Origin of the sequence: Shinella sp. (assembly GCF_049651085.1) — a bacterium.
Classification (GTDB): domain Bacteria; phylum Pseudomonadota; class Alphaproteobacteria; order Rhizobiales; family Rhizobiaceae; genus Shinella.
Genome location: NZ_JBASBL010000008.1, coordinates 21,306 through 40,842, shown reverse-complemented (window position 1 = coordinate 40,842; position 19,537 = coordinate 21,306). Strand labels below are relative to the sequence as shown.

The 19,537-nt window shown below is 62.7% G+C and carries 17 protein-coding genes; 9 read left to right on the top strand and 8 right to left on the bottom strand.

The window, feature by feature from the left end:
* The first annotated feature begins 98 nt into the window (after nt 1–98).
* The 4 genes from WA950_RS04950 (at nt 99) to WA950_RS04935 (ending at nt 6,754) form a co-directional block, all read left to right on the top strand.
* Nucleotides 99–2,102 (top strand): hypothetical protein, encoded by a 2,004-nt coding sequence (locus WA950_RS04950; protein ID WP_424550576.1) that lies wholly within the window; start codon nt 99–101, stop codon nt 2,100–2,102.
* A gap of 11 nt (nt 2,103–2,113) precedes the next feature.
* On the top strand, nt 2,114–4,267 hold the full coding sequence (locus tag WA950_RS04945; RefSeq protein WP_424550575.1) for a type I secretion system permease/ATPase: 2,154 nt from the start codon (nt 2,114–2,116) through the stop codon (nt 4,265–4,267).
* Nucleotides 4,268–4,277: 10 nt separating this feature from the next.
* Nucleotides 4,278–5,618, top strand: coding sequence for an HlyD family type I secretion periplasmic adaptor subunit (locus WA950_RS04940; protein WP_424550574.1), 1,341 nt, complete (start codon nt 4,278–4,280; stop codon nt 5,616–5,618).
* 188 nt (nt 5,619–5,806) lie between these two features.
* A complete protein-coding gene (locus WA950_RS04935) occupies nt 5,807–6,754 on the top strand; it encodes an MYG1 family protein (protein ID WP_424550573.1) in 948 nt (315 codons plus the stop codon).
* 15 nt (nt 6,755–6,769) lie between these two features.
* On the opposite strand, the gene WA950_RS04930 is transcribed toward WA950_RS04935, so the two are convergent.
* The 7 genes from WA950_RS04930 to WA950_RS04900 are packed head-to-tail and all read right to left on the bottom strand — an operon-like array spanning nt 6,770 to nt 15,397.
* The gene (locus WA950_RS04930) at nt 6,770–7,681 is read right to left on the bottom strand and encodes an FAD:protein FMN transferase (protein WP_424550572.1); all 912 of its coding nucleotides are present in this window, start codon (nt 7,679–7,681) and stop codon (nt 6,770–6,772) included.
* Between the two features lie 3 nt (nt 7,682–7,684).
* Nucleotides 7,685–8,266: a nitrous oxide reductase accessory protein NosL gene (locus WA950_RS04925; RefSeq protein ID WP_424550571.1), complete on the bottom strand. Its 582-nt coding sequence runs from the start codon at nt 8,264–8,266 to the stop codon at nt 7,685–7,687.
* Complete coding sequence (locus WA950_RS04920) at nt 8,263–9,084, bottom strand: ABC transporter permease (RefSeq protein WP_424550570.1); 822 nt, start codon at nt 9,082–9,084, stop codon at nt 8,263–8,265. Before WA950_RS04920 ends, WA950_RS04925 begins: the two co-directional genes overlap by 4 nt.
* Nucleotides 9,081–9,980 carry an ABC transporter ATP-binding protein gene (locus tag WA950_RS04915; protein ID WP_424550569.1) on the bottom strand — a complete coding sequence of 300 codons (900 nt, stop codon included), beginning with the start codon at nt 9,978–9,980 and terminating at the stop codon, nt 9,081–9,083. The genes WA950_RS04920 and WA950_RS04915 overlap by 4 nt, the downstream gene beginning before the upstream one ends.
* On the bottom strand, nt 9,946–11,277 hold the full coding sequence (locus WA950_RS04910; RefSeq protein ID WP_424550568.1) for a nitrous oxide reductase family maturation protein NosD: 1,332 nt from the start codon (nt 11,275–11,277) through the stop codon (nt 9,946–9,948). Before WA950_RS04910 ends, WA950_RS04915 begins: the two co-directional genes overlap by 35 nt.
* A gap of 3 nt (nt 11,278–11,280) precedes the next feature.
* A complete protein-coding gene (nosZ, locus tag WA950_RS04905; RefSeq protein WP_424550567.1) occupies nt 11,281–13,209 on the bottom strand; it encodes a TAT-dependent nitrous-oxide reductase in 1,929 nt (642 codons plus the stop codon).
* Nucleotides 13,210–13,240: 31 nt separating this feature from the next.
* Nucleotides 13,241–15,397, bottom strand: a complete 2,157-nt coding sequence (locus WA950_RS04900) for a 4Fe-4S binding protein (RefSeq protein WP_424550566.1) — start codon at nt 15,395–15,397, stop codon at nt 13,241–13,243.
* Between the two features lie 230 nt (nt 15,398–15,627).
* Between WA950_RS04900 and WA950_RS04895 the strand changes: the two genes are divergently transcribed.
* The 5 genes from WA950_RS04895 (at nt 15,628) to WA950_RS04875 (ending at nt 18,575) form a co-directional block, all read left to right on the top strand.
* Nucleotides 15,628–16,197, top strand: a complete 570-nt coding sequence (locus WA950_RS04895) for a YceI family protein (RefSeq protein WP_424550565.1) — start codon at nt 15,628–15,630, stop codon at nt 16,195–16,197.
* Nucleotides 16,198–16,316: 119 nt separating this feature from the next.
* Entirely contained in the window at nt 16,317–16,703 is a 387-nt protein-coding gene (locus WA950_RS04890) for a hypothetical protein (protein ID WP_424550564.1), read from the top strand.
* 15 nt (nt 16,704–16,718) lie between these two features.
* On the top strand, nt 16,719–17,216 hold the full coding sequence (locus tag WA950_RS04885) for a sigma-70 family RNA polymerase sigma factor (protein ID WP_424550563.1): 498 nt from the start codon (nt 16,719–16,721) through the stop codon (nt 17,214–17,216).
* Nucleotides 17,213–17,986 carry an anti-sigma factor family protein gene (locus tag WA950_RS04880; protein ID WP_424550562.1) on the top strand — a complete coding sequence of 258 codons (774 nt, stop codon included), beginning with the start codon at nt 17,213–17,215 and terminating at the stop codon, nt 17,984–17,986. Before WA950_RS04885 ends, WA950_RS04880 begins: the two co-directional genes overlap by 4 nt.
* Nucleotides 17,987–18,026: 40 nt before the next feature.
* Complete coding sequence (locus WA950_RS04875; RefSeq protein WP_424550561.1) at nt 18,027–18,575, top strand: cytochrome b; 549 nt, start codon at nt 18,027–18,029, stop codon at nt 18,573–18,575.
* 155 nt (nt 18,576–18,730) lie between these two features.
* Here WA950_RS04875 and WA950_RS04870 read toward each other — a convergent pair whose 3' ends face one another.
* Nucleotides 18,731–19,507, bottom strand: coding sequence for a MetQ/NlpA family ABC transporter substrate-binding protein (locus WA950_RS04870; RefSeq protein ID WP_424550560.1), 777 nt, complete (start codon nt 19,505–19,507; stop codon nt 18,731–18,733).
* Nucleotides 19,508–19,537 lie beyond the last annotated feature (30 nt).

Sequence of the window (19,537 nt, the reverse complement as noted above, 5' to 3'; positions counted from 1 at the left end):
CGCGAAGATCGTGTCACTGGACTGCGCAGGCTCCCTGCGCAGTCCGTTCATTCTGAAGAACGTGCAGCGAAAAGCAGCAAGCAGTGAGGTTCGGGCTCATGACGATGGATAGGATCACCGAAGAGATCTCCCACTTTATCGGTCTTTTCCACACGATCGTCGAAGACGCGCGCGGGCGCGACACCTACACCGACTTCTCCTATCTGGTTCCCAAGGACCATCTACCGACGCATCCGCTCTGGCAGACGGAGTTCGATGCTTCCTACGATCTGCTCGGCTTCGATCCGGAAATCCGATACAAGGCTCCCGGTGGCCTTATGCCGGTATTGCCTGCGTCCTACGTGCTCAGCAGCCACCTTCATTCCGATCCCGTTGTCGAAGGGGGGCGTGCGCGCTTCATCGATGACCTGGAGAGGGATCCGGCTGCCGTCCGTATCGTGAATGCGAAGAAAATATTCGAGATCGATCCGCCGGGTTCGGTGGTGAACTATATTGTTCAGGCGGCGGCGCTCGCCGATGACGACTATTTCAGTGTCGGTGGGCACGGGTTGCGTTTTACCCCTCAGGCCATCGACAACGCCGATCTTCTGCGTGCAACCAGCGATGTCCTTTCCGCTTCAACGATCGGCGGCAACGAGATTCCCGGATCCAGCGCCGAACTCATCGCAGTCATCCAGTCGATGACCTTGGAACTGGAAGCCCTTGTCGCGGCATCTGAAGAGGCAGGCGACGCTTTCGTCCATCAAGCGGATACGATCGAAGGAATTTACGTCAACGGCGTGCTTGTGGATGAAGCGCCGAAGCTGGAAGATTTTCACAGCTTCGACAAGCCGGAGGACGACACGGAGACGGCAACAGAGGGCGGTCTCAAGTCCAATACCGTGCAATCGCCGGATGGATCGATCACGATCCTGAGCTCGGTGGAAGTGGAAGCAGGTGGCAACACCGCGCTTAACAATGCCGTCGTGCAGAACCTCTGGACGGGCGCCAAAGTCACGGCCGTCGTTGGCGATCACTTCGAGATCAATGCCATTATCCAGGTCAATGCAGTCTGGGATACCGACGCGATTACCGATGCGGTGAGGTCCTGGACGCAGGAAAACCAGCCGAACGAAATCTACAATATCGCCACCTTCGAGCGGACGGATCCCCTCCAGGACGATGGGGCCGACCAGTCTGGACAGATTGGCTTTCCGAGCGCCTGGGCCGTTGCCGAAATCCAGGGCGATCTGATCATCACCAATTGGCTTCAGCAATACATATTCATGTCCGACAACGATATCGGCATCCTGTCTTCCTCCGGCATTACCACCAGCGTCATGGCCGGCGGCAATCTGAGCACCAATCAGCTGTCGATCTTCGAGCTGGGTTTTTCCTACGACCTCATCATCGTAGGCGGCTCCATCTATGACGCCAACATCATCCAGCAGATCAACATCCTGTTCGACAATGACGTGGTGGGGGCGGTTTCTGAATTTGCGACGACCGGCGCCGGCACGATTGCCGCCTCGGGGAACCTGCTGTGGAACCAGGCGTATATCCACAATATCGGCGGCGCTGACCGGTTTGACGCATTGCCTTCCGCCTATCTGGATGCGGTGGAGGCAATGGCTTCAGGAAGCATGTCGCTTTCAGGCGACATATTGCAGGACCCGGCCTTTGCCGGCCTTGCGGGCCTGCGCGTCCTCTATGTCAGCGGCGACCTGATCAACACCCAGTATATCAAGCAGGTCAGCATCATGGGCGACAGCGATCAGATCGCGCTCGCCATGGACGCCGTTGCACCGCAGCCGGGCGCCGACTGGTCGGTCTCCACCGGAGGCAACGCACTCATAAACAATGCCGCCATCCTAGATCTGGATGCCATCGGCAAAACCTATGTCGGCGGCGGGCAATATTCACAGGAAACGCTGTTCCAGTCGGGACTGGTCGCGGATCAACCGGAGCTTGCCGCGCGTGATCCAGATGCGCTGGTCAACGAGGCGGTCGCATTCCTCGACGGTTCGATGCTCGGCGACGGCGTGGAAGAGGAGGCCGCTCCGATCTCCACCGGACCGGACAATTACGATCAGGGTGACGGACTGCAACACATGCTTGGATAGAGGGAAACCACATGGCGGAAACAGGAAGACGGGTGGAGTTCATGCCAACCCGGGATGCGGACGTGGAGCGGCAAGCTGAGGAGGACGATATCTACAACAGACTGGAACGCGCCGTGGAGGAGTGCGTGAAGCTGTCGTCCGATACCGCTTCTCCTGCAACCGATAGAGCCGGACTGTCCCCTGCGTCTACCTCCGAACCACTGATCGCGGATATTGTTGACTTACCGCGCGACACCACGACGGCCGAACCCGTCGTGGAACCCCGCCCCAGGCCGGTGAGGCGTGACGCCACGGAGGCGAAATCCCCCGAAGGCATGATCACCATTGAAGGCAACACCGGCCCGCTCAAGGCCGAGACGCCCGATCCCGGCAAGAAACCGCAGAGCGAGGCCGGCGGCGGCGGATCGGGCTCGGGAACGGGTGGCGGCGCCTTCCACAAGCGTCTCCCGCCGGTGGATTTCTCCGCAAGCCTGCGGGCAGGGATCAACGCGGTCCGGTTCAACCTGTCGATCGTGATGCTGTTCACGATTGCCAGCAATGTCCTCGTGCTCGCCATTCCGATCTATCTCTTCCAGATATCCGACCGGGTGCTGACGAGTCGCTCTCTCGATACGCTGGCGATGCTGACGATCGTCATCGTCATGGCCGTCGTGCTTCAGTCGGCCTTCGACGCTTTGCGTCGCATCATCCTGATGCGGACGGCCGTCGAAGTGGCCGCCCACCTCGGGGCGCCCATCCTGTCCGCTGCGGCCCGGGCAGCGCTTCACAGCAACGGGCGGGAATACCAGGTCCTCAACGACCTTCAGCAGGTCCGCTCCTTCCTTGTGTCACGAACCCTGCTGTCCTTCCTCGATGCGCCGATTGCCCCGCTCTTCGTGCTGGCCGTTTTCCTTATCCATCCCCATCTCGGCTTCATCGTCGTGGTAACCGCCATTCTTCTGCTTGCGTTCACGCTGCTCAATCAGCGTATCACCGCGCAGCCTTTCGCCGAGGCAAACAAGGATCAGGTGAAGGCCAACCTCCATCTGGAGGCCATGTCGCACAATTCGCAGATCATCAATGCGCTCGCGATGATTCCGGAAACCGTGCAGATCTGGGGCAAGGACACGGCTTCATCGCTCAAGTCGCAGGTGATCGCGCAGGACCGGAACATCACGATTGCGGCCATCTCGAAGGCCTTTCGCCTCCTGACGCAGATCGGAATGCTCGGCTGGGGAGCCTATCTGGCAATCGAAGGACAGATGACGGGCGGCATGGTCATCGCCGCGTCCATCATCGCAGGGCGCGCGCTGGCGCCGATCGAAGGCGCAATCGAGGGCTGGAACCAGTACAGCCAGTCGCGCGCCGCCTATGGTCGGATAACCGCGCTTTTGAAAGCTTCACCCTTTAATTTCGAGCGCCTGAACCTGCCGAAACCGCAAGGCAAGCTTGATGTCGAGCGTCTGCTCTACGTGCCCCAGGGCACCAAGCGGGTCGTACTGAACGGAATCTCCTTCTCGCTGCAGCCCGGCGATTCGCTTGCGATCATCGGGAACTCCGGGGCCGGGAAGACCACGCTCGGCAAGATGCTGGTCGGCTCGATCCTGCCGACCTCGGGCAATGTGCGACTTGATCTCATGGATATCCGCAACTGGGATCAACGGCAGTTTGGCGAGAACATCGGCTATCTGCCGCAGGACGTTCAACTCTTTCCCGGCACGATCAAGGCCAATATTGCACGGATGCGCGCGGATGCGTCCGACGAGCAGATCTACCGCGCGGCCATGCTGGCGGATGTTCACGAGATGATTGCAAACCTCCCGCACGGCTATGAAACGGTGGTTGCCGCCGACGGCTCTCCTCTTTCGGGCGGGCAGAAGCAGCGTATCGCCCTCGCCCGCGCGTTCTTTGGCGATCCTCGTCTGGTGATTCTGGATGAGCCGAATTCGAACCTCGACAATGCCGGCGATGCTGCGCTCCTGCGGGCGCTTCGGCACGCCCAGGAAAACAAGATCACCGTGGCCACGATCACGCAGCGGCCCGCGCTGTTGAATTCCGTCGACAAGATCCTGCTGCTGGTTAACGGGACGGTCGCGCTGTTTGGCATGCGCATGGACGTGCTGAGCGCGATCGAGGCGCGCGGGATCAGTATCGACGCCGGCTCTTTTGGCCATCAGCTGGAGTAGGAACCGGATCATGACCGACACTCCCAGACTGCACGATATCGAATGGTACTCCGAGGTCCCGCGGTCGATCTGGAAACAGACTTTGGCCGGGCTGGTATTGGCAGGCTTCGCCTTTGGCGGTTTCGGCACCTGGGCTGCGACCGCCCCTCTGGCCGCCGCGGTAATCGCCCAGGGAAGCTTTGTCGCGACCGGTCGCAACAAGATCGTCCAGCATTTCGAGGGCGGCATCATCAAGGAACTCATCGTCAAGGAAGGCGACGAGGTGATCAGGAACCAGCCTGTCGTGCGTCTCGACGAAACGGCGGCGCTTTCCAGAAAACGCGAAATATTCCTCCGCCGTGTCCGACTGGAGGTGACGGCGGCACGGCTGGCGGCCCAATCCGAAAATGCAGAAAGCATGACAGTCCCGGACTTCGTCACGGAGTTCAAGAACGATCCGGATGTCGCCGAGATCGTCCTGACGCAGCAGCTCAATTTCAGGGCGCAGCGCGTCAAGCTTTCCACCGAGGTTGCGCTCGTCAAGCAGAATGCAAAGGCACTGGAGTTTCGTGGCGAAGGATACACCAATCACAAGGAGGCGATCCGGCGCCAGGTCGAATTGCTCGGAGAAGAGTACAAGACCAAGCGGGCGTTGCTGAAGAAGGGTCTGCTGCGCGCTACGGAAGTAAAGGCGATGCAGCGCGCGATCGTCGATGCCGAGGGACAGATCGGTCGACTGGAAGCAGAAATTGCTGAAACCGCTGTTCAACTGCTGAAGGAGCAGCGGGAGATCGCCCAGGCCGAGGAAAGCTATCGGGAGGACGCGCTGGACCGTCTGCAGTCGATCCAGGGGGATCGGGACACCGCACGCGAACAGTCCCGTGAAGCCGACGATATCCTGCGCCGGGCCACGATCCTGGCGCCTGTTTCCGGTACGGTCATCCGAACCTACTACCACACCACCGGCGGCGTGATCGAAAGCGGCAAGGGTATCATGGAGATTCTGCCGTCAGGCGTGCCGCTTATCATCGAGGCTAAGGTCTCGCGCAGCGAAATCGACAACGTGAAGATCGGCCAGACCGCGAGCGTTCGTCTCGTGGCATTGAACCAGCGGACAACACCCGTTCTCAACGGAGAGGTGTTCTACGTCTCCGCTGATGCGCTGGAAGACAGCAAGGCGGGACTGACGACCCATGACGTCTATATCGCCCGGGTGAACGTCTCGGCGGAAGAGTTCAAGCGCGTCAAGGGCTTCGCGCCACACCCCGGAATGCCCGTCGAGGTGATGATACAAACGCACGAGCGAACCTTCCTGAGCTACATCGTGAAGCCGATTACCGACAGCATGTCACGCGCATTCACCGAACGCTGACGCCCTCGATATTCGGCTGAACGCAAGATCATCGACGCTTTCGTGCGCGCATGTTCCCGCCATGCGGGAGATTTTGAAATACGCGTCCGGTGACGTGCAGTGGGATCAGCTGCCTCTTGAACTACGGCCCTCCAGTCGGTATCCGACGCGTAGGAACGGTCCCGCAAAGCTCTTGAAAGTTGATCCCTATGGCCCCGGAATTTCTTGTCACGCATTCTGGCGGCTTCCATGCCGACGAATTGTTGTCGAGCGTCGTCCTGACGCGCCTGTTTCCCGCAGCACGCCTGATCCGCAGCCGGAAGCCCGAGTGGATTACACCGGCGTCCGACAGGATCATCTACGACGTGGGCGGGGCCTACGATCCGGACGCGCGGATTTTCGATCACCACCAGCGCGGGGCGCCGCTGCGCGATGACGGCCAGCCCTTCAGTTCGTTCGGACTGATCTGGCGCCAGTTCGGGCGGGGCTACCTGAATGCCATCGGCGTCCCGGTAGCGGACGTCGACGCCATACATGCGAGTTTCGACGCCGACTTCGTTCTGCCGGTGGATCTCATGGACAACGGCGCGTTGAGCCCGTCGGCCGCCGGGCAGATGGCCAAGCTGACGCTGCCCAGCCTTCTCGAAACCTTGAAGCCGGTCTTCGATGAGACGGAGCCGGATGCGGACGACCGGGCCTTCCACGCCGCGCTTTCCATCGCGCGCAGTTTCGTGGAAGCGACCATTGCCCAGAGCGCCGCCAAGCTGCGGGCGGAATCGATGGTGCGTCAGGCCATCGTCTCGGCAGGCGCCAGCCGCGTTCTGGAGCTTCCGATGGGAATGCCCTTCCGGCCGGCAATCGTGAAATCGGGCGCCGACCATCTCCTGTTCGTCGTCCACCCGCGCGACACCGACTGGTGCGTGACCGGCATCCGCCGATCGAGCGAAGGCTTCGAGCTGCGCGCCGACCTTCCGGCAGCGTGGGCCGGATTGACTGGTCCGGCGCTGGAAGAGGCCAGCGGCGTGGCCGGGGCGACATTCTGCCATAACGGCCTCTTCATCGCCGCGGCCAGGACGCGGGAAGCAGCCCTCGAAATGGCTTCGATTGCCGTGGCGGAAGCTCTGTCCGCGCAAGCGCGGGCGACGCCCGCAGCGTGACCTTACGCTGAAGGCCTACGCCGCTGCCTCCAGCTTCGCCCCCGTAAACCCTTCGATCATGGCGTGGATCGATCCTGTGTCCGGCATCAGGCAAGCGGCTGTTGTCAGTGCATCGGCGATGGCGGCCGTGGGAGCGGAGACCGAAATCGCGCGCCAGATCGCCGGTGCCGGCATGCCGGTCGCGGGATCAAGGATGTGGCCGTCTCGTCCGGACTGATCGAAGGTGGTGCCCAGAGGCGCTGACGTTGCGAGCGCGCGCTGGCGCAAGGCGAGGCGCTCGCCCGTCTCCAGCCGCACCGGCCAGTCACTGCCCTCCGGCTGCCCGCCGAGCGCACGCAATTCGCCGGTGTCGATCAGGATATCGGTCAGGCCCTCGGCCTCCAGCAGCGCGGCGACCCTATCGGCGACATAGCCCTGACCGATCCCGTTCAGGGTGAGAGCCATGCCCGGCTGCAGCGTGATCGCCGCAGCATCGAGCCCCACTTTGCCCCAGCCGGTTCTGGCTTGCGCCTGTTCGACAGCTTTCGCATCGGGCCGACTGCCGCCGGCGGCAGCTTGTGCCCAAAGCGCCCAGAGCGGCTGCACGGTAGGATCGAACCGTCCACCGCTCGCCCGATGCACGGCGCCTGCCAGTGACAGACATTCCAGCAATTCAAATGGTGGCGCGGCGAGATGCCCCTTGCCGTTGAGTTGCGACAATGCGCTGTGCGGGCGGTAGAGACTGAGAATGTCCTCCAGCCGTTCGATCTCGGCCATGACGCGAGCGCTGATAGCCTCTGCATCCGGATGGTTCAGCCGGATCGAGGCGCGCGCGCCAAGCGCCTGCCCGGTCCACAGGCGGGTGCTTCCCGGCTCGGCGCGGGCGGCGGCGGGCAGAACGGCCAGTGCGGCGGAAATTGTAATCAGGCGACGGCGAGTAATTGCCATGGTTCAGCCTCCGGCTTTGTTGGGCAGGGCACGTAGACGACCGTTAAAATCGTCGTCGTCGGCCGATTGGTCCGTGCTGGTCTCGACCGGGGCGAGAACCATGTCATCGGTAATGTCGGCGAGCGCCAGCACATGGCCGCCCTCCACAAGGGTGAAGGCGGCGGCGCTCTGCCGGCTGGAAAAGGGCACCGCCTCAGGCGCACCCATGCCGCCCTGACGGGCCGAGCCGACGACGTAGAACGCCTTGTCGGCAACAATCCAGTTCCCGTCGCCGGGTTGCTCCCACGTTGCGCCCGCAGTCCCCATGTCGTTGACATAGACGGCGAGGATCGGCGCAACCTGCTCGGGGCCGCGCATATAGGCGATGGCGTCGCGCACCTGGCTGAAGAACAGTGGCGCGGGGTTGCCTTCGAGAAAGACCTGGGCCTTGGGGCCGGGATGTTCCAGCAGGTTCATCTGGCAATAGTGGCCGAGGGTTTCGGGCGTCATGTCCTGGGGTGCTGTGCTTTGCGCGACTTCCTCCTTGCAGGCGGAAAGCAGCGTGAGCATTGCCACGAGCAGTACGGGGCGAAGCAGGTTCTTCATGGCGTCACCTTCCGGAAGGCCGCGACGGCGAGCGCGATGGCGGCAAGCGGCCAGAGGACGAGGGAAGCGGCCGATTGCCAGAGGGGGATGGCACCCGCAGCACCGCCGATGCCACCGGCAGCCGCGACAGCCTCTGCCGCTGAAAGATTGAAGACGCGGAAGGCATCAGCCGGGTTGGCGAGCAATGCCACCGGCAGGGCCTGTGTCGTGAAAGCCCCGCCGCCGTCCGTGACGATCAGCGCGAGGAGCGCAAGATCGTAGAGCACGACCGCGACCAGCCAGAGGGCGATGGCCAACCCTGCCGCGCCGGACGGCCGCCGCGCCAGCGCGGAGAGCGCATAGCCGGCGCCAAGAAAGGTTGCCCCCAGCAGGACCGAGGACCAGATCAGCCGCAACAGCGAGCCAAGCCCGGCGATCGCGCCGGGGTCTGTCCAGATGGCCACCAGCGCCGCCGCGCCATAGCCGAGCGTCACCGCAAGGGCGAGGATTGCCAGATGCGCCAGAAGCTTGCCGAGCAGGACCTGCAGGCGTGAAACGGGATAGGTGAGCAGAAGCGGCAGCGTGCCCCGTTCCACTTCCCCTGCCACCGCGTCGAAGCTCATCAAGAGCGCCAGCAACGGCACGAGATAGACGGCGAGCGAGGTGAGCGAGGCAACTGTCACGGAGAGCCGATCGACGCCGACATCGCCCGTCGGGGCGGAGCCGGCGAAGGCCAGAACCAGCGCGAACAGCACCATCATGCCGGTGGCGATGGAGACCCAGCGATTGCGGAAGGCGATGCGGAATTCGCTCATCGCGGTGGCGAGGATGCGGCTCATTGCCCGTCCCTCCGGCTGAAATGGCTGTAGATGTCCTCGAGGCTGGGCGGAAGCACATCGAGGTCGGTGACTGCCTCCCCAAGCGCTGCGATACGGGCGAGAAGCGGCAGTTTTTCCGCCTGCGTGCAGGAAAGGCGCAAAAGACCGTCGTCATCCTGCATGCCTTCGGGAAAGGCCGTCGCCAGCGATGGGCCATGGCCGGACGCGGGGCGAACCGAGAAGGCGACCGGCAGCGCGGCGCGGGCGCGCAGGTCCGCAAGCGTACCCTCCGCCACCAGTTCCCCGCCGGACAGGATGAGGATGCGGTCGGTGCGGGCCTCCACCTCGGTCAGCACATGGGAGGAGAGCAGGATCGCGGTTCCCTCGGCGGACAGTCCGTCGAGCAGGTCGTAGAAGTCCCGCCGCGACACAGGATCGAGGCCCGAGGTCGGCTCATCCAGCACCAGCAGGCGCGGGCGGCCGATCAGCGTCTGGGCAAGGCCCACCCGCTGGCGCATGCCCTTGGAATAGGTGCCGATCCGCCGCCGTGCGGCATGGGCAAGCCCGACGCGCGAGAGAAGATCCATGGCGTGGCGCGGATTCTCGCCGCGCAGGGCCAGATAGTGGCGAAGCTGCTCCTCGCCAGTCAAGGCCGGGTGGAAAGCGACGTTTTCCGGCAGATAGGCCACCTGCGTGCGCGCAGCCGGCGAACCGGGCGCAGCGCCGCAGACCGAGACCTCGCCGCCATCGAAGGGGATCAGGCCAAGCACGATCTTCATCATTGTCGATTTGCCCGCGCCATTGTGGCCGAGCAATGCTGCGCGTCTTCCCGGTTCCAGCGTCAGGGAAACCGACTTCAGTGCTTCCACCGTCTGGAAGCGCTTAGTGAGCCGAGAGATTGTCAGGGTCGGTGTCATCATAATTTCCTTCGGTCCAGCGCCCGGCGGCCTCGGCTTCATGGCCAAGGACTTCGAGCGGGACGGATATAGTCAGGGGCCGCATCAGCGGCGCGCTGTCACGCACGCCTCCGGGGAGCGTGGCGGGAAAATCCCGCTGGCTCCAGCGCACGAGCTGCACGGCGGGCGAACCGATGAGCAGGCTTGCCGCCGGCTGCGACCAGAGAATCTGGTCCATCAGGTCGTTGGGTCGATAAAAGCTGTCGGCGACGCCGTCGCCGTTGAGGTCGAAAGCCGGATGGTCCGACCAGAAATTGCCCCTGCCCTCATGGCTCCATTCCATGTTGCGGGTGCCGACATATTTCACCTGCTCACGGTTGGCGATGAAGGCGTTGCCGGTCAGGACGTTCTTTTCCGAGCCGGCGGTGAAATGGATGCCGATGCCGCAGCCCTCGAAACGGTTGTCCCAGACGAGGTTCTTGTGGGCGTTGTAGATGAAGAGGCACTTCTTCGTGCCGCCGCGTACCAGATTGCCGGAGACATCCGCGTTGTTGGCATAGTTCAGCATCAGCCCGTGTTCACGGTCGCCAAGGCTGAGATTGTTCAGGATCTTCGCCCGGTTGGAGAACATGATGGCAAAGCCCAGATGGTTGCCGATCGAGATGTTGCCGGAAACCTCGGTGTTGCGCGTGTACATGAAGTGCACGGCGAAACGCAGATCGCGCATGGTGTTGCCGCGATAGACGCTGTCGGCACTGGCGTTGGAGAAGATGCCGTCGCGGCCGTAGCGGATCGAATTTCCCTCCAGCAGCGTGCCCGGGCTGTTCCAGACATAGATGCCATTGCCGCGTTCGTTCATGCGCGGGCTGTCCGTTCCGACGATCTCGTTTCCGATGACGGCGGCGTTCCGGCCGCCATGCACGTCGATGCCGTGCATGTTGCCGGTGACGAGCAGCTTTTCGATGCGGGCGCGGTCAGCCCCCTGAAGGATTTTCACGCCTGAATCGAGATCCTGGTTCACCCGGCCCGAACCGGTGACGGCAAAGCCCGTCAAAATCACGTCCGGCGCGGAAACGGTCACCACGCTGCCTTGCCCCCCGCCGTCCACCACCGCGCCGCGCGGGCCGGTAATGGTAAGCGGACGGTCGATGGTGACGGGGCCGCGATAGGCTCCGTCGGTCAGGTGCAGCACATCGCCGGGCTCAGCCCCGGCGATGGCAGCGGCCAGACTGCCCGTTCCCGGCGCGACGTCGCGCTCCGCCGCCGCGAGCGGCAAGGCGAGAAGAAGGCCGATGAGAAGAACGGGCAGACGCGTCATGGATCAGGCGTCCTTCGGTTCCACGAACATGCGGCCGCGCATTTCCATGTGCAGGGCATGGCAGAACCACTGGCAATAGTACCAGTAGACGCCGGGGTTGGCCGCGACGAAGGTGACGGAGCTCGTCTGCTGCGGCCCGACTTCCATCGCCACACCATGATTGCCCATGGTGAAGCCGTGGGTCAGGTCGTCGATCTCGTCGAGATTAGTGACGATCACCGTGATCTCGTCGCCCTCCTTCACCGTGAAGCTCTCCAGGCTGAAGCTGGGCGCAACCGACGTCATGTAGACGCGCACCTTGTTGCCGTCGCGGATCACCGCATCGGTCCATTCGTCGATATCGACGCCATCGGCCTCGGCCTGCTTGCGCGTTTCGGCCCACAACGGATCCTTGCGATCCCAGACCGAGCGGATATTCGGGAGGATCGAGGGGGCGACGGCGATCGCGTCATGCGGCTCGGCGAAGGTCGGGCCGTCATGCACCAGTACCATCTTGTCGCCCGAGATATCGATGAGCTGATCGTTCTCCGGCTTCAGCGGACCGACATTGAGGAAGCGGTCCTTGGAGAACTTGCACAGGCACACCAGCCAGTCGTTGGCGGCATCCAGCGTCTCGCCCATCACGGTCTTCAGGTGCCCCGGCTGGTACTGGACGTCGAGCTTGTCCTTGATCGGGTTGATCTTTTCACCGGCATAGGCGCGGATGGCCTCGTCGATGTTCCACTTCACCACCTGGCTGTCGAGGAAGAGCGAGGTATAGGCATTGCCGCGTCCGTCGAAGGCGGTATGAAGCGGGCCGAGGCCCAGTTCCGGTTCCGCCACCACGGCGCTGCGCGGTTCTGCATTCTCGTAGAACAAGGCGTCGAACTTCGTCACGTCCAGGACGGTGACCGTGGGCGACAGCTTGCCGGCGACGCACAGGTGCTTCCTGTCCGGCGCCATGTTGCAGCCGTGCGGGTTGTTGGCGATCGGGATGTAGCGGGTGAAGAGGGACTTGGCCTCCTTGCGCCCGTCAACCACCTTGACGCCGTTGATCTCCTCGTACTGGCCGGCCGCGATGGCCTTTTCGATCTCGGCGAGGTTGAAGACGACGATGTGGTCCATCTCGGACTTGGTCATCTCTTCCAGGGTCATGCCCATTTCCGAGTTGTAGCTGGTCGAGAAGGCCCATTTGCCTTCGTAGTCGGCATCGCAGTTGTCGAGGTTGCCCGAAACCTTGACCTGCCAGGCGACATCCCACTTGTCCGCATCGACCGCCGTGAAGATGTTCACATAGGTCGAAACGTCCGTCATGGTCGAGCCGTCATTGACGAGCGGCGCCTCGTCCTCGCCGTTGCAGAACACGTAGTTCGAACGCGGCCACTTCTGCGGACGCATGCCGTGGATGCCCTTGGCATTGGGAATTTCCAGGATGGCGTCGGTCTTCATCACGTCGCAGCGCACGCGCGCGACGCGGGTGTTGGCCTTGTCGTTCATGAACAGGTAGCGGCCGTCGTACTTACCGTCGGTGAAAGACATGTGGACATGGTGAAGGTCACCATTGTCGTGGATCTGCTTGCCGTTGGCGGCGAGCTGCTTCTTCGTCTTTTCCGACATCGAGCGCTGGTGAATGCGGATCGATTCATTGGTCTGGCCCCAGCCGGTCGCCGAGCAGCGGTTGAACACCGGCACGCGCATCAGTTCGCGCATGGACGGGATGCCGAGGATGCGCATCTCGCCGGTCTGGCCTGAAGACCAGAAGCCGTAATAGTCATCCAGCTTGCCGGGCGCGACCGAACCGTCGGCACCGGTGGCGGCGCGCGCGGGCGTTGCCAGCCCCGCAGTGCCGAGGCCCAGTGCAGCAGGCCCCATCGTGCCGGCCAGTACGGCGCTACCTGCCGTGGCGCTGAACAGCGCGCGGCGGCTCAGTCCCTTGTTTTCTTTCGATTCCATGCATGGACTCCTTTGTAGATCCTGGATTCAGTTAGACTTTGGCTGCGGGTTGGTGGCTCGGGATTCCTCCCGGGCTGGCCGCGAGCTTGGCTCGCGACTTCATCTTCTTGATCACGACAGGGCAGATGGTCTCGGACTGGTAGAGCACCTGACAGTGAAGGCAGTTGATGCATTCGTTCGGGTTGATCTCGCCGGTCCGGTGGATCGCCTGAACGGGACACTGGTTGGCGCAGCTCTGGCAGGGATTTCCGCACTCCCGGTAGCGCTTGAGCCAGTCGAACATGCGCATGCGCGCGGGGATCGCCAGCGCCGCCCCGAGCGGGCAGAGATAGCGGCAGTAGAACCGCTCGACGAAGAGGCCCGCGACGAGAAGTGCGACGGCATAGGCGACGAATGGCCAGGCGCGGATGAATTTCAGGATGATCGCGGTCTTGAACGGCTCGATCTCGGCCAGATGCTCGGCCTGTTCGACGCTCATCAGCGAGACCCCGAAGAGACCAAGGAAGATCATGTACTTGATCGGCCAGAGCCGCTCATGCAGGCCCCAGGGCAGCGTCCATTGCGGAATGCGAAGCTTGCGCGCGATCTGGTTGGTCAGTTCCTGCAGGGCGCCGAAGGGGCAGAGCCAGCCGCAATAGGCCCCTCGTCCCCAGAAGAGCAGCGCGGCGGCCAGGGAGAACCACAGGATGAAGGTCAGCGGGTCGAGCAGGAAAGCCTGCCAGCTGAAGCCGTTCACCAAGCTGCCGAACAGCGCCATCAGGTTGACGACCGAAAGCTGCGCGTTGGCGTACCAGCCGAGGAAGACCAGCGTCACCGTCAGGAAGGCGATACGGAAGATATAAAAGCCCTTCGCGTTTCTGACTGCATAGGTCTGGAAGAAGAACACTCCCGTCAGCACCACCAGCATGGCGCCGAGAACAGCAATCTTCAGCTTCGAGTCGTTCCAGATGCGTTTCCACAGGTCGGCCTGCGCAGTCCCCTCGTCACGGTCGGCTACAACAGCAACCTCCTTTGCCGGCGGCGCGACGACGCTGAGATATTTCTGCGGCAGCTGGTAGCCGAGATCGAACGTGTGGAAGACCTTTTCGATCGGTCCGACTTCGCGGTGCACCAGGAGCTGGATGCGGAAGGGCTTTGCAGGATCGAACCCGAGGCCGGCTGGAATGCGGAACAGGTCCATCTCGTTGAATTCAGGCGCACCATCGAGCGCGATGGACCCGAGGCGACGGTGGTCGCGGTCGCGGAAGCGCACGGAAACGTCGTCCTGGATCAGCACGATACGGTCGAAAATGCCGCCGCGCACGTAGCCCGAGCCCTTGAAGGAATAAAGCCCGCGTCCCATCACCGCGATGGCATTGTCGCCCTCGGCCAGCCAGTTCTGCAGATTGGCTTCCTCGGCCGGGCCGAGCAGCGCCTTGCCTATGGCGGGAATGGAGACCAGCGCCGCCTGCATGTCGATGAAGGTGGTCTGCGGCGCGTCGGCGATTGCACGCTCGCGGGCGCGTGCATCGGAATTGTCCGCGAAAGCCGCGTTGACCTGCCCCACATCGAGCGACAACCGACGTAGCGTGCCGTCTCCTTCGGCTTCGGTCCAGTCGGATGGCGAGGTGGCGGCGGGGTCGATCGTAAAGCGCGGGCCGCTATTGTCTCCTTCCGAAACCAGACCGCCAAGGCCGAGCGCACGCGCAACCTTCAATCCAGAACGGACGATCGAATCGTCGATCACCATCACCGTCACCGTCGCGCCGGAAATGATGTCCACCTCATGCCCTGTGCCGCCGGATTTCGCCTCGGCAACGAGGTCGAGGCCGGCATAGCCGGCAACCAGCGCCTTCACCTTCGCATCGGGAATGCCGATGAGAACGATGGGCTCGGAATGTTTCACCAGCTGGACGCCGACGATCTTGGCATCCTTGTCCACCGCCACGAGCGTGTGGATCGGCTTGCCGGAATAGCCGGTCGTTCCAACGAAATCCGACGTGATGAAAGCCCACGCCACCGTCTCGCCGCCCTTTAGAACCGGGGCCGCGGCAAGATCGTCCCGCACGGGGCCGAAACCGTCCGCTCCCGGCACGAGATCCGAGGCCGTCGCGGCGGGCAAAAATTCCTGCAACACGGAAGCCGCGCTGGCGGAAACTGCGAAGCACAGGCTGGCGCAGAGCAGAAGGGCAAGACGGATGAGTTTCATTCCAAGGCAATCCCGCAAATCGTTGCTGCACCATTGGGACGTTCGCGCAGCGCGGTCGTTGACCTGGGTCAAACAAGTGATGATTGTCTATTCGGGCGAAGCGTCCGGCAGCTTGTTGCCCTTTTTCTCCTGGCGGCGAAAATATCGGCGGATCCATGGATTATCTGCCGTTGCGCGGTGTTCTCCTCTCAGCTCGCTCCTTCGAAACATGACGAGTGAAGGATTTCCCCATGCACAGAACGCCGCTGGCAATCGGTCTTGTTGTGCTGTTCTTCGCCGTTCCGGCGCAGGCAGATACCTTGTCGAACCTGGACGGGCGCTACGCGATCGACCCGTCCTCGCGTATCGCCTTCTCGGTCGCCCAGATCGGCGGCGGCGGTATCAACGGCATTTTTGCGCGTTTTTCAGGCACCTTCGACCTGCGCCCTGACGATATTGCACGTTCGAACGTGCGCTTTTCACTCCGGCCGGAGAGTGTGACGACCGGAGAGCCGCGGGTGGAGAAATTCCTTCGTTCTTCCGCTGTTTTCGACGTGGCCGCCTATCCGGTCATCACGTTCCGTTCGACCGCTATCCAGTCGCAAGGCTCCGATCGCGCCGTCATTCAGGGGGTGCTCACCGCGCGCGGTACGACGCGTAGGGAGACATTCGAGGCGACCCTCGTCAAGCGGCAGGGACGGACGATTGCTTTCCGTGTGGTGGGCGACGTGATGCGCTCGCCCTACGGCATGGATGTAGGAACGCCGATCTATTCCAACATCGTCCGCTTCGAAATGATGCTCAACGGACGGCGTAGATGATCGAAGTCCCCGCCACGATTTTTTCAGGGTGTCGGGATTAATTGCCCCCGCTCGGTGTTTTGTTGGATTGCGGGCGGACGACTGCCCGTTCAGAAAACGCAACGAAGAGGATTTCAGCCATGCGCTCCCTCCTACTGGCTGCCGCCATCATGGCGGCAACAATGCCCCTTGCCCATGCGGACGACTATGCCGGCGGCGCCATCAAGTCGATGGACACCGCCAAGGGCGAGGTTCTCACCGATGCCAATGGCATGACGCTCTACATATTCGACAAGGATGCGGACGGCACGTCCAACTGCTACGATAGCTGCGCGGAAAAATGGCCGCCGCTGGCCGCCGCGATGGATGCAGCTGCGGACGGCAAGTACACCCAGATCGCGCGCAAGGACGGCAGCAAGCAATGGGCCTATAACGGCAGGCCGCTCTATCTCTGGCAGAACGACAAGAAACCGGGGGATGTTACCGGAGACGGGGTCGGCGGTGTCTGGCATGTAGCCAAAGAGTAACCGATGTCACAGGTCATGGACGAGATCCAGGGATGCGTGCCGGCGCTCAGGCGCTATGCGCGTGCGCTGACCCATGATCCCGATCGCGCTGACGATCTCGTCCAGGACTGCCTGGAACGGGCGATCCGCAAGCGTGGCCTTTGGCGTCCGTCCGGTTCCGTCCGTTCGTGGCTGTTCCGCATCCTACTGAATGTCTATCGCAATGATCTGCGAAGGTCTCGGCGCTCGCTCACGCCAGTTTCGCTCGATGCCTTGCAGGGATGCGATCCAGCCGGCCCCGATGTACAGCCGGGCCGGCTGGCGCTTGCCGAGACCGCCCGGGCGATGCAGGCGTTACCGGCCGAACAGCGTGAAGCATTGCTCCTGATCGCCCTTGAGGAGATGACCTATGCCGAGGCAGCGGCGGTGCTTTCCATTCCAGTCGGCACCCTGATGTCACGATTGGCCCGTGCCCGTGCCACGCTGCGCGGCTTGGCGGAAACGGGGACGTCCAAACTGAGAGCCGTGAAATGAACCGCGATAAACCCAGGACCAACGAGCACGATCTTCACGCCTATGCCGACGGCATGCTCGACGGGTCGGCGCATGCGGCGGTCGAAGCCTATCTTGCGGACAATCCTGCGGCCGCTGAAGAGGTGGAGAGCTGGAGGCGGCAGAACGACACCCTGCGCGCGCTTTACCGCCAGGTCGCTTCCCAGCCGATGCCGTCACGTTTCGACGTCCATCGCATCGAGCGGGAGAACCGGGCTGAAACCGGCCACTGGGGCCGGATGGCGGCAGCAGCGGTGCTTTTGCTCGCTGTGGGAACGGCTGCCGGCTGGTACGGGCACGGTATGTTCACCTCGCTGCAGCCGGTCGAGACCGCCCTCGTCGATGAAGCGATGATGGCGCACCAGATCTATTCCGGCGAGGTCATCCATCCCGTGGAAGTCGGGGCGGGCGAGAAGGATCACCTTCAGGCATGGCTGTCCAAGCGCCTTGCCCGCTCGCTGACGGTGCCGGACCTGAGGGCCGATGGGCTCGCGCTCGTCGGCGGACGGCTGCTGCCGTCGGCGAACGGCCCGGCGGCGCAGTTCATGTACGAGGACGAGACCGGTCGCAGGGTGACGCTCTACATCATTCCCGCGCGTGCCGGCCGCGAAACCTCCTTCCGCTATGCGAGCCTCGACCCGCTCGAGGCCTTCTTCTGGACGGACGAAACGATCAGTTGCGCGCTTGTCGGCGATTTGCCGCGCGAGCGGCTGCAGGAAATCGCCTTCCGGGCCTACAAACAACTGGAGTGAGGCGGCCATGTTGCGCAATAGCCACGCGTCATACGGAGCGGTGGCGATTGTCCTCCATTGGACCATTGCCCTGCTCTTTCTCGGGCAGATGGTACTAGGCTATCTCACGCAGGCGGTGGCCGACTATCCGCGGCTGCAATTCGACCTCTATCAGTGGCACAAATCGTTCGGCTTCGTTGTGCTGGCGCTTGCCCTGTCGAGGCTCGTCTGGTTCCTTTCAAGCGTGCGGCCCCTGCCCTTGGCCGGTGTGCCACGATGGGAGGCCATGGCGGCGCACGCTACGCATCGCCTTCTGCTGGCGCTGACGGTCGCGGTGCCACTTGCCGGCTGGATGATCGCCTCGACATCCCCCTTGAGAATTCCGAGTTTCATCTTCGATCTCGTCCTGATTCCCGATCTGCCGCTGGCGCGATCGGACACCATGGAGGCATTCTGGTCGGGCACGCATGCACTGCTGGCCTATGGGGCGGGGCTACTGGCGCTCGTACATGCCGGCGCAGCGATCCACCATCATCTTCTGCGCGGAGACGATACGCTCGTGCGGATGCTTGGTACGAGGGCAGCTGGAAATCGCCAGCGCATTCACTGACGAACCATAGGTCCGTGCTCGATGCGGTCCTGCGCTTTTTTCGCAATGCAAACGTCAGGCCTATCCCTGAATGCACGACATCCGGCAGGCGCGGGGCCAGCCGGATGTCGCAGTTCGGTCAGTCTTGCAGGATCGGGCTTGTGCCCGAGCGCTGTTTACCAGGACGGGATCAGCGCGCCCTTGAACTCTTCGTTGATGAACGCCTTGATGCTGTCGTCATGATAGGCCTCGACAAGCGTCTTGGCCCACGATGCATCCTTGTCGGCGTTGCGCACGACGATCAGGTTCGCATAGGGCGACTCGCTGCCTTCGATGGCGATGGCGTCGGAGTTCGGGTGCAGGCCCGCTTCGAGGGCATAGTTGGTGTTGATGACCGCCGCGTCGACGTCTTCGAGCGAGCGGGGAAGCTGGGCGGCGTCGAGTTCGGAGAACTGGATGTTCTTCGGGTTTTCCGTGACATCGGCCGGGCCGACCTTCAGGCCCGCTTCCGGATTGACCTTGATGAGGCCTTCCTTGGCGAGAACCAGAAGCGCGCGGCCACCGTTCGTCGGGTCGTTCGGGATCGCGACGGTCGCGCCGTCGGCGATTTCGCCAAGGCTCTTCACCTTCTTCGAGTAGACGCCCATCGGCGTGGTGATGGTCTTGCCGACGCTGACGAGATCAAAGCCGCGATCGGCGATCTGGTTGTCGAGATAGGGCTGGTGCTGGAACGAATTGGCGTTGAGGTCGCCGTCGGCAAGTGCCTGGTTCGGTACCACGTAGTCGGAGAATTCGAGGATCTCGATATTGAGGCCCTTCTTTGCGGCGACTTCCTTGACCTTTTCCATGATCTGAGCGTGCTCGCCGGGCGTGACGCCGACCTTGATGTCTTCGGCAAGCGCAGGAACGCTGAGCAGGGCGGCAAATGCTGCCGTAGCGAGGAACTTCATCATGTGTCTCTCCTTGATGGTTCTACGAGTTGA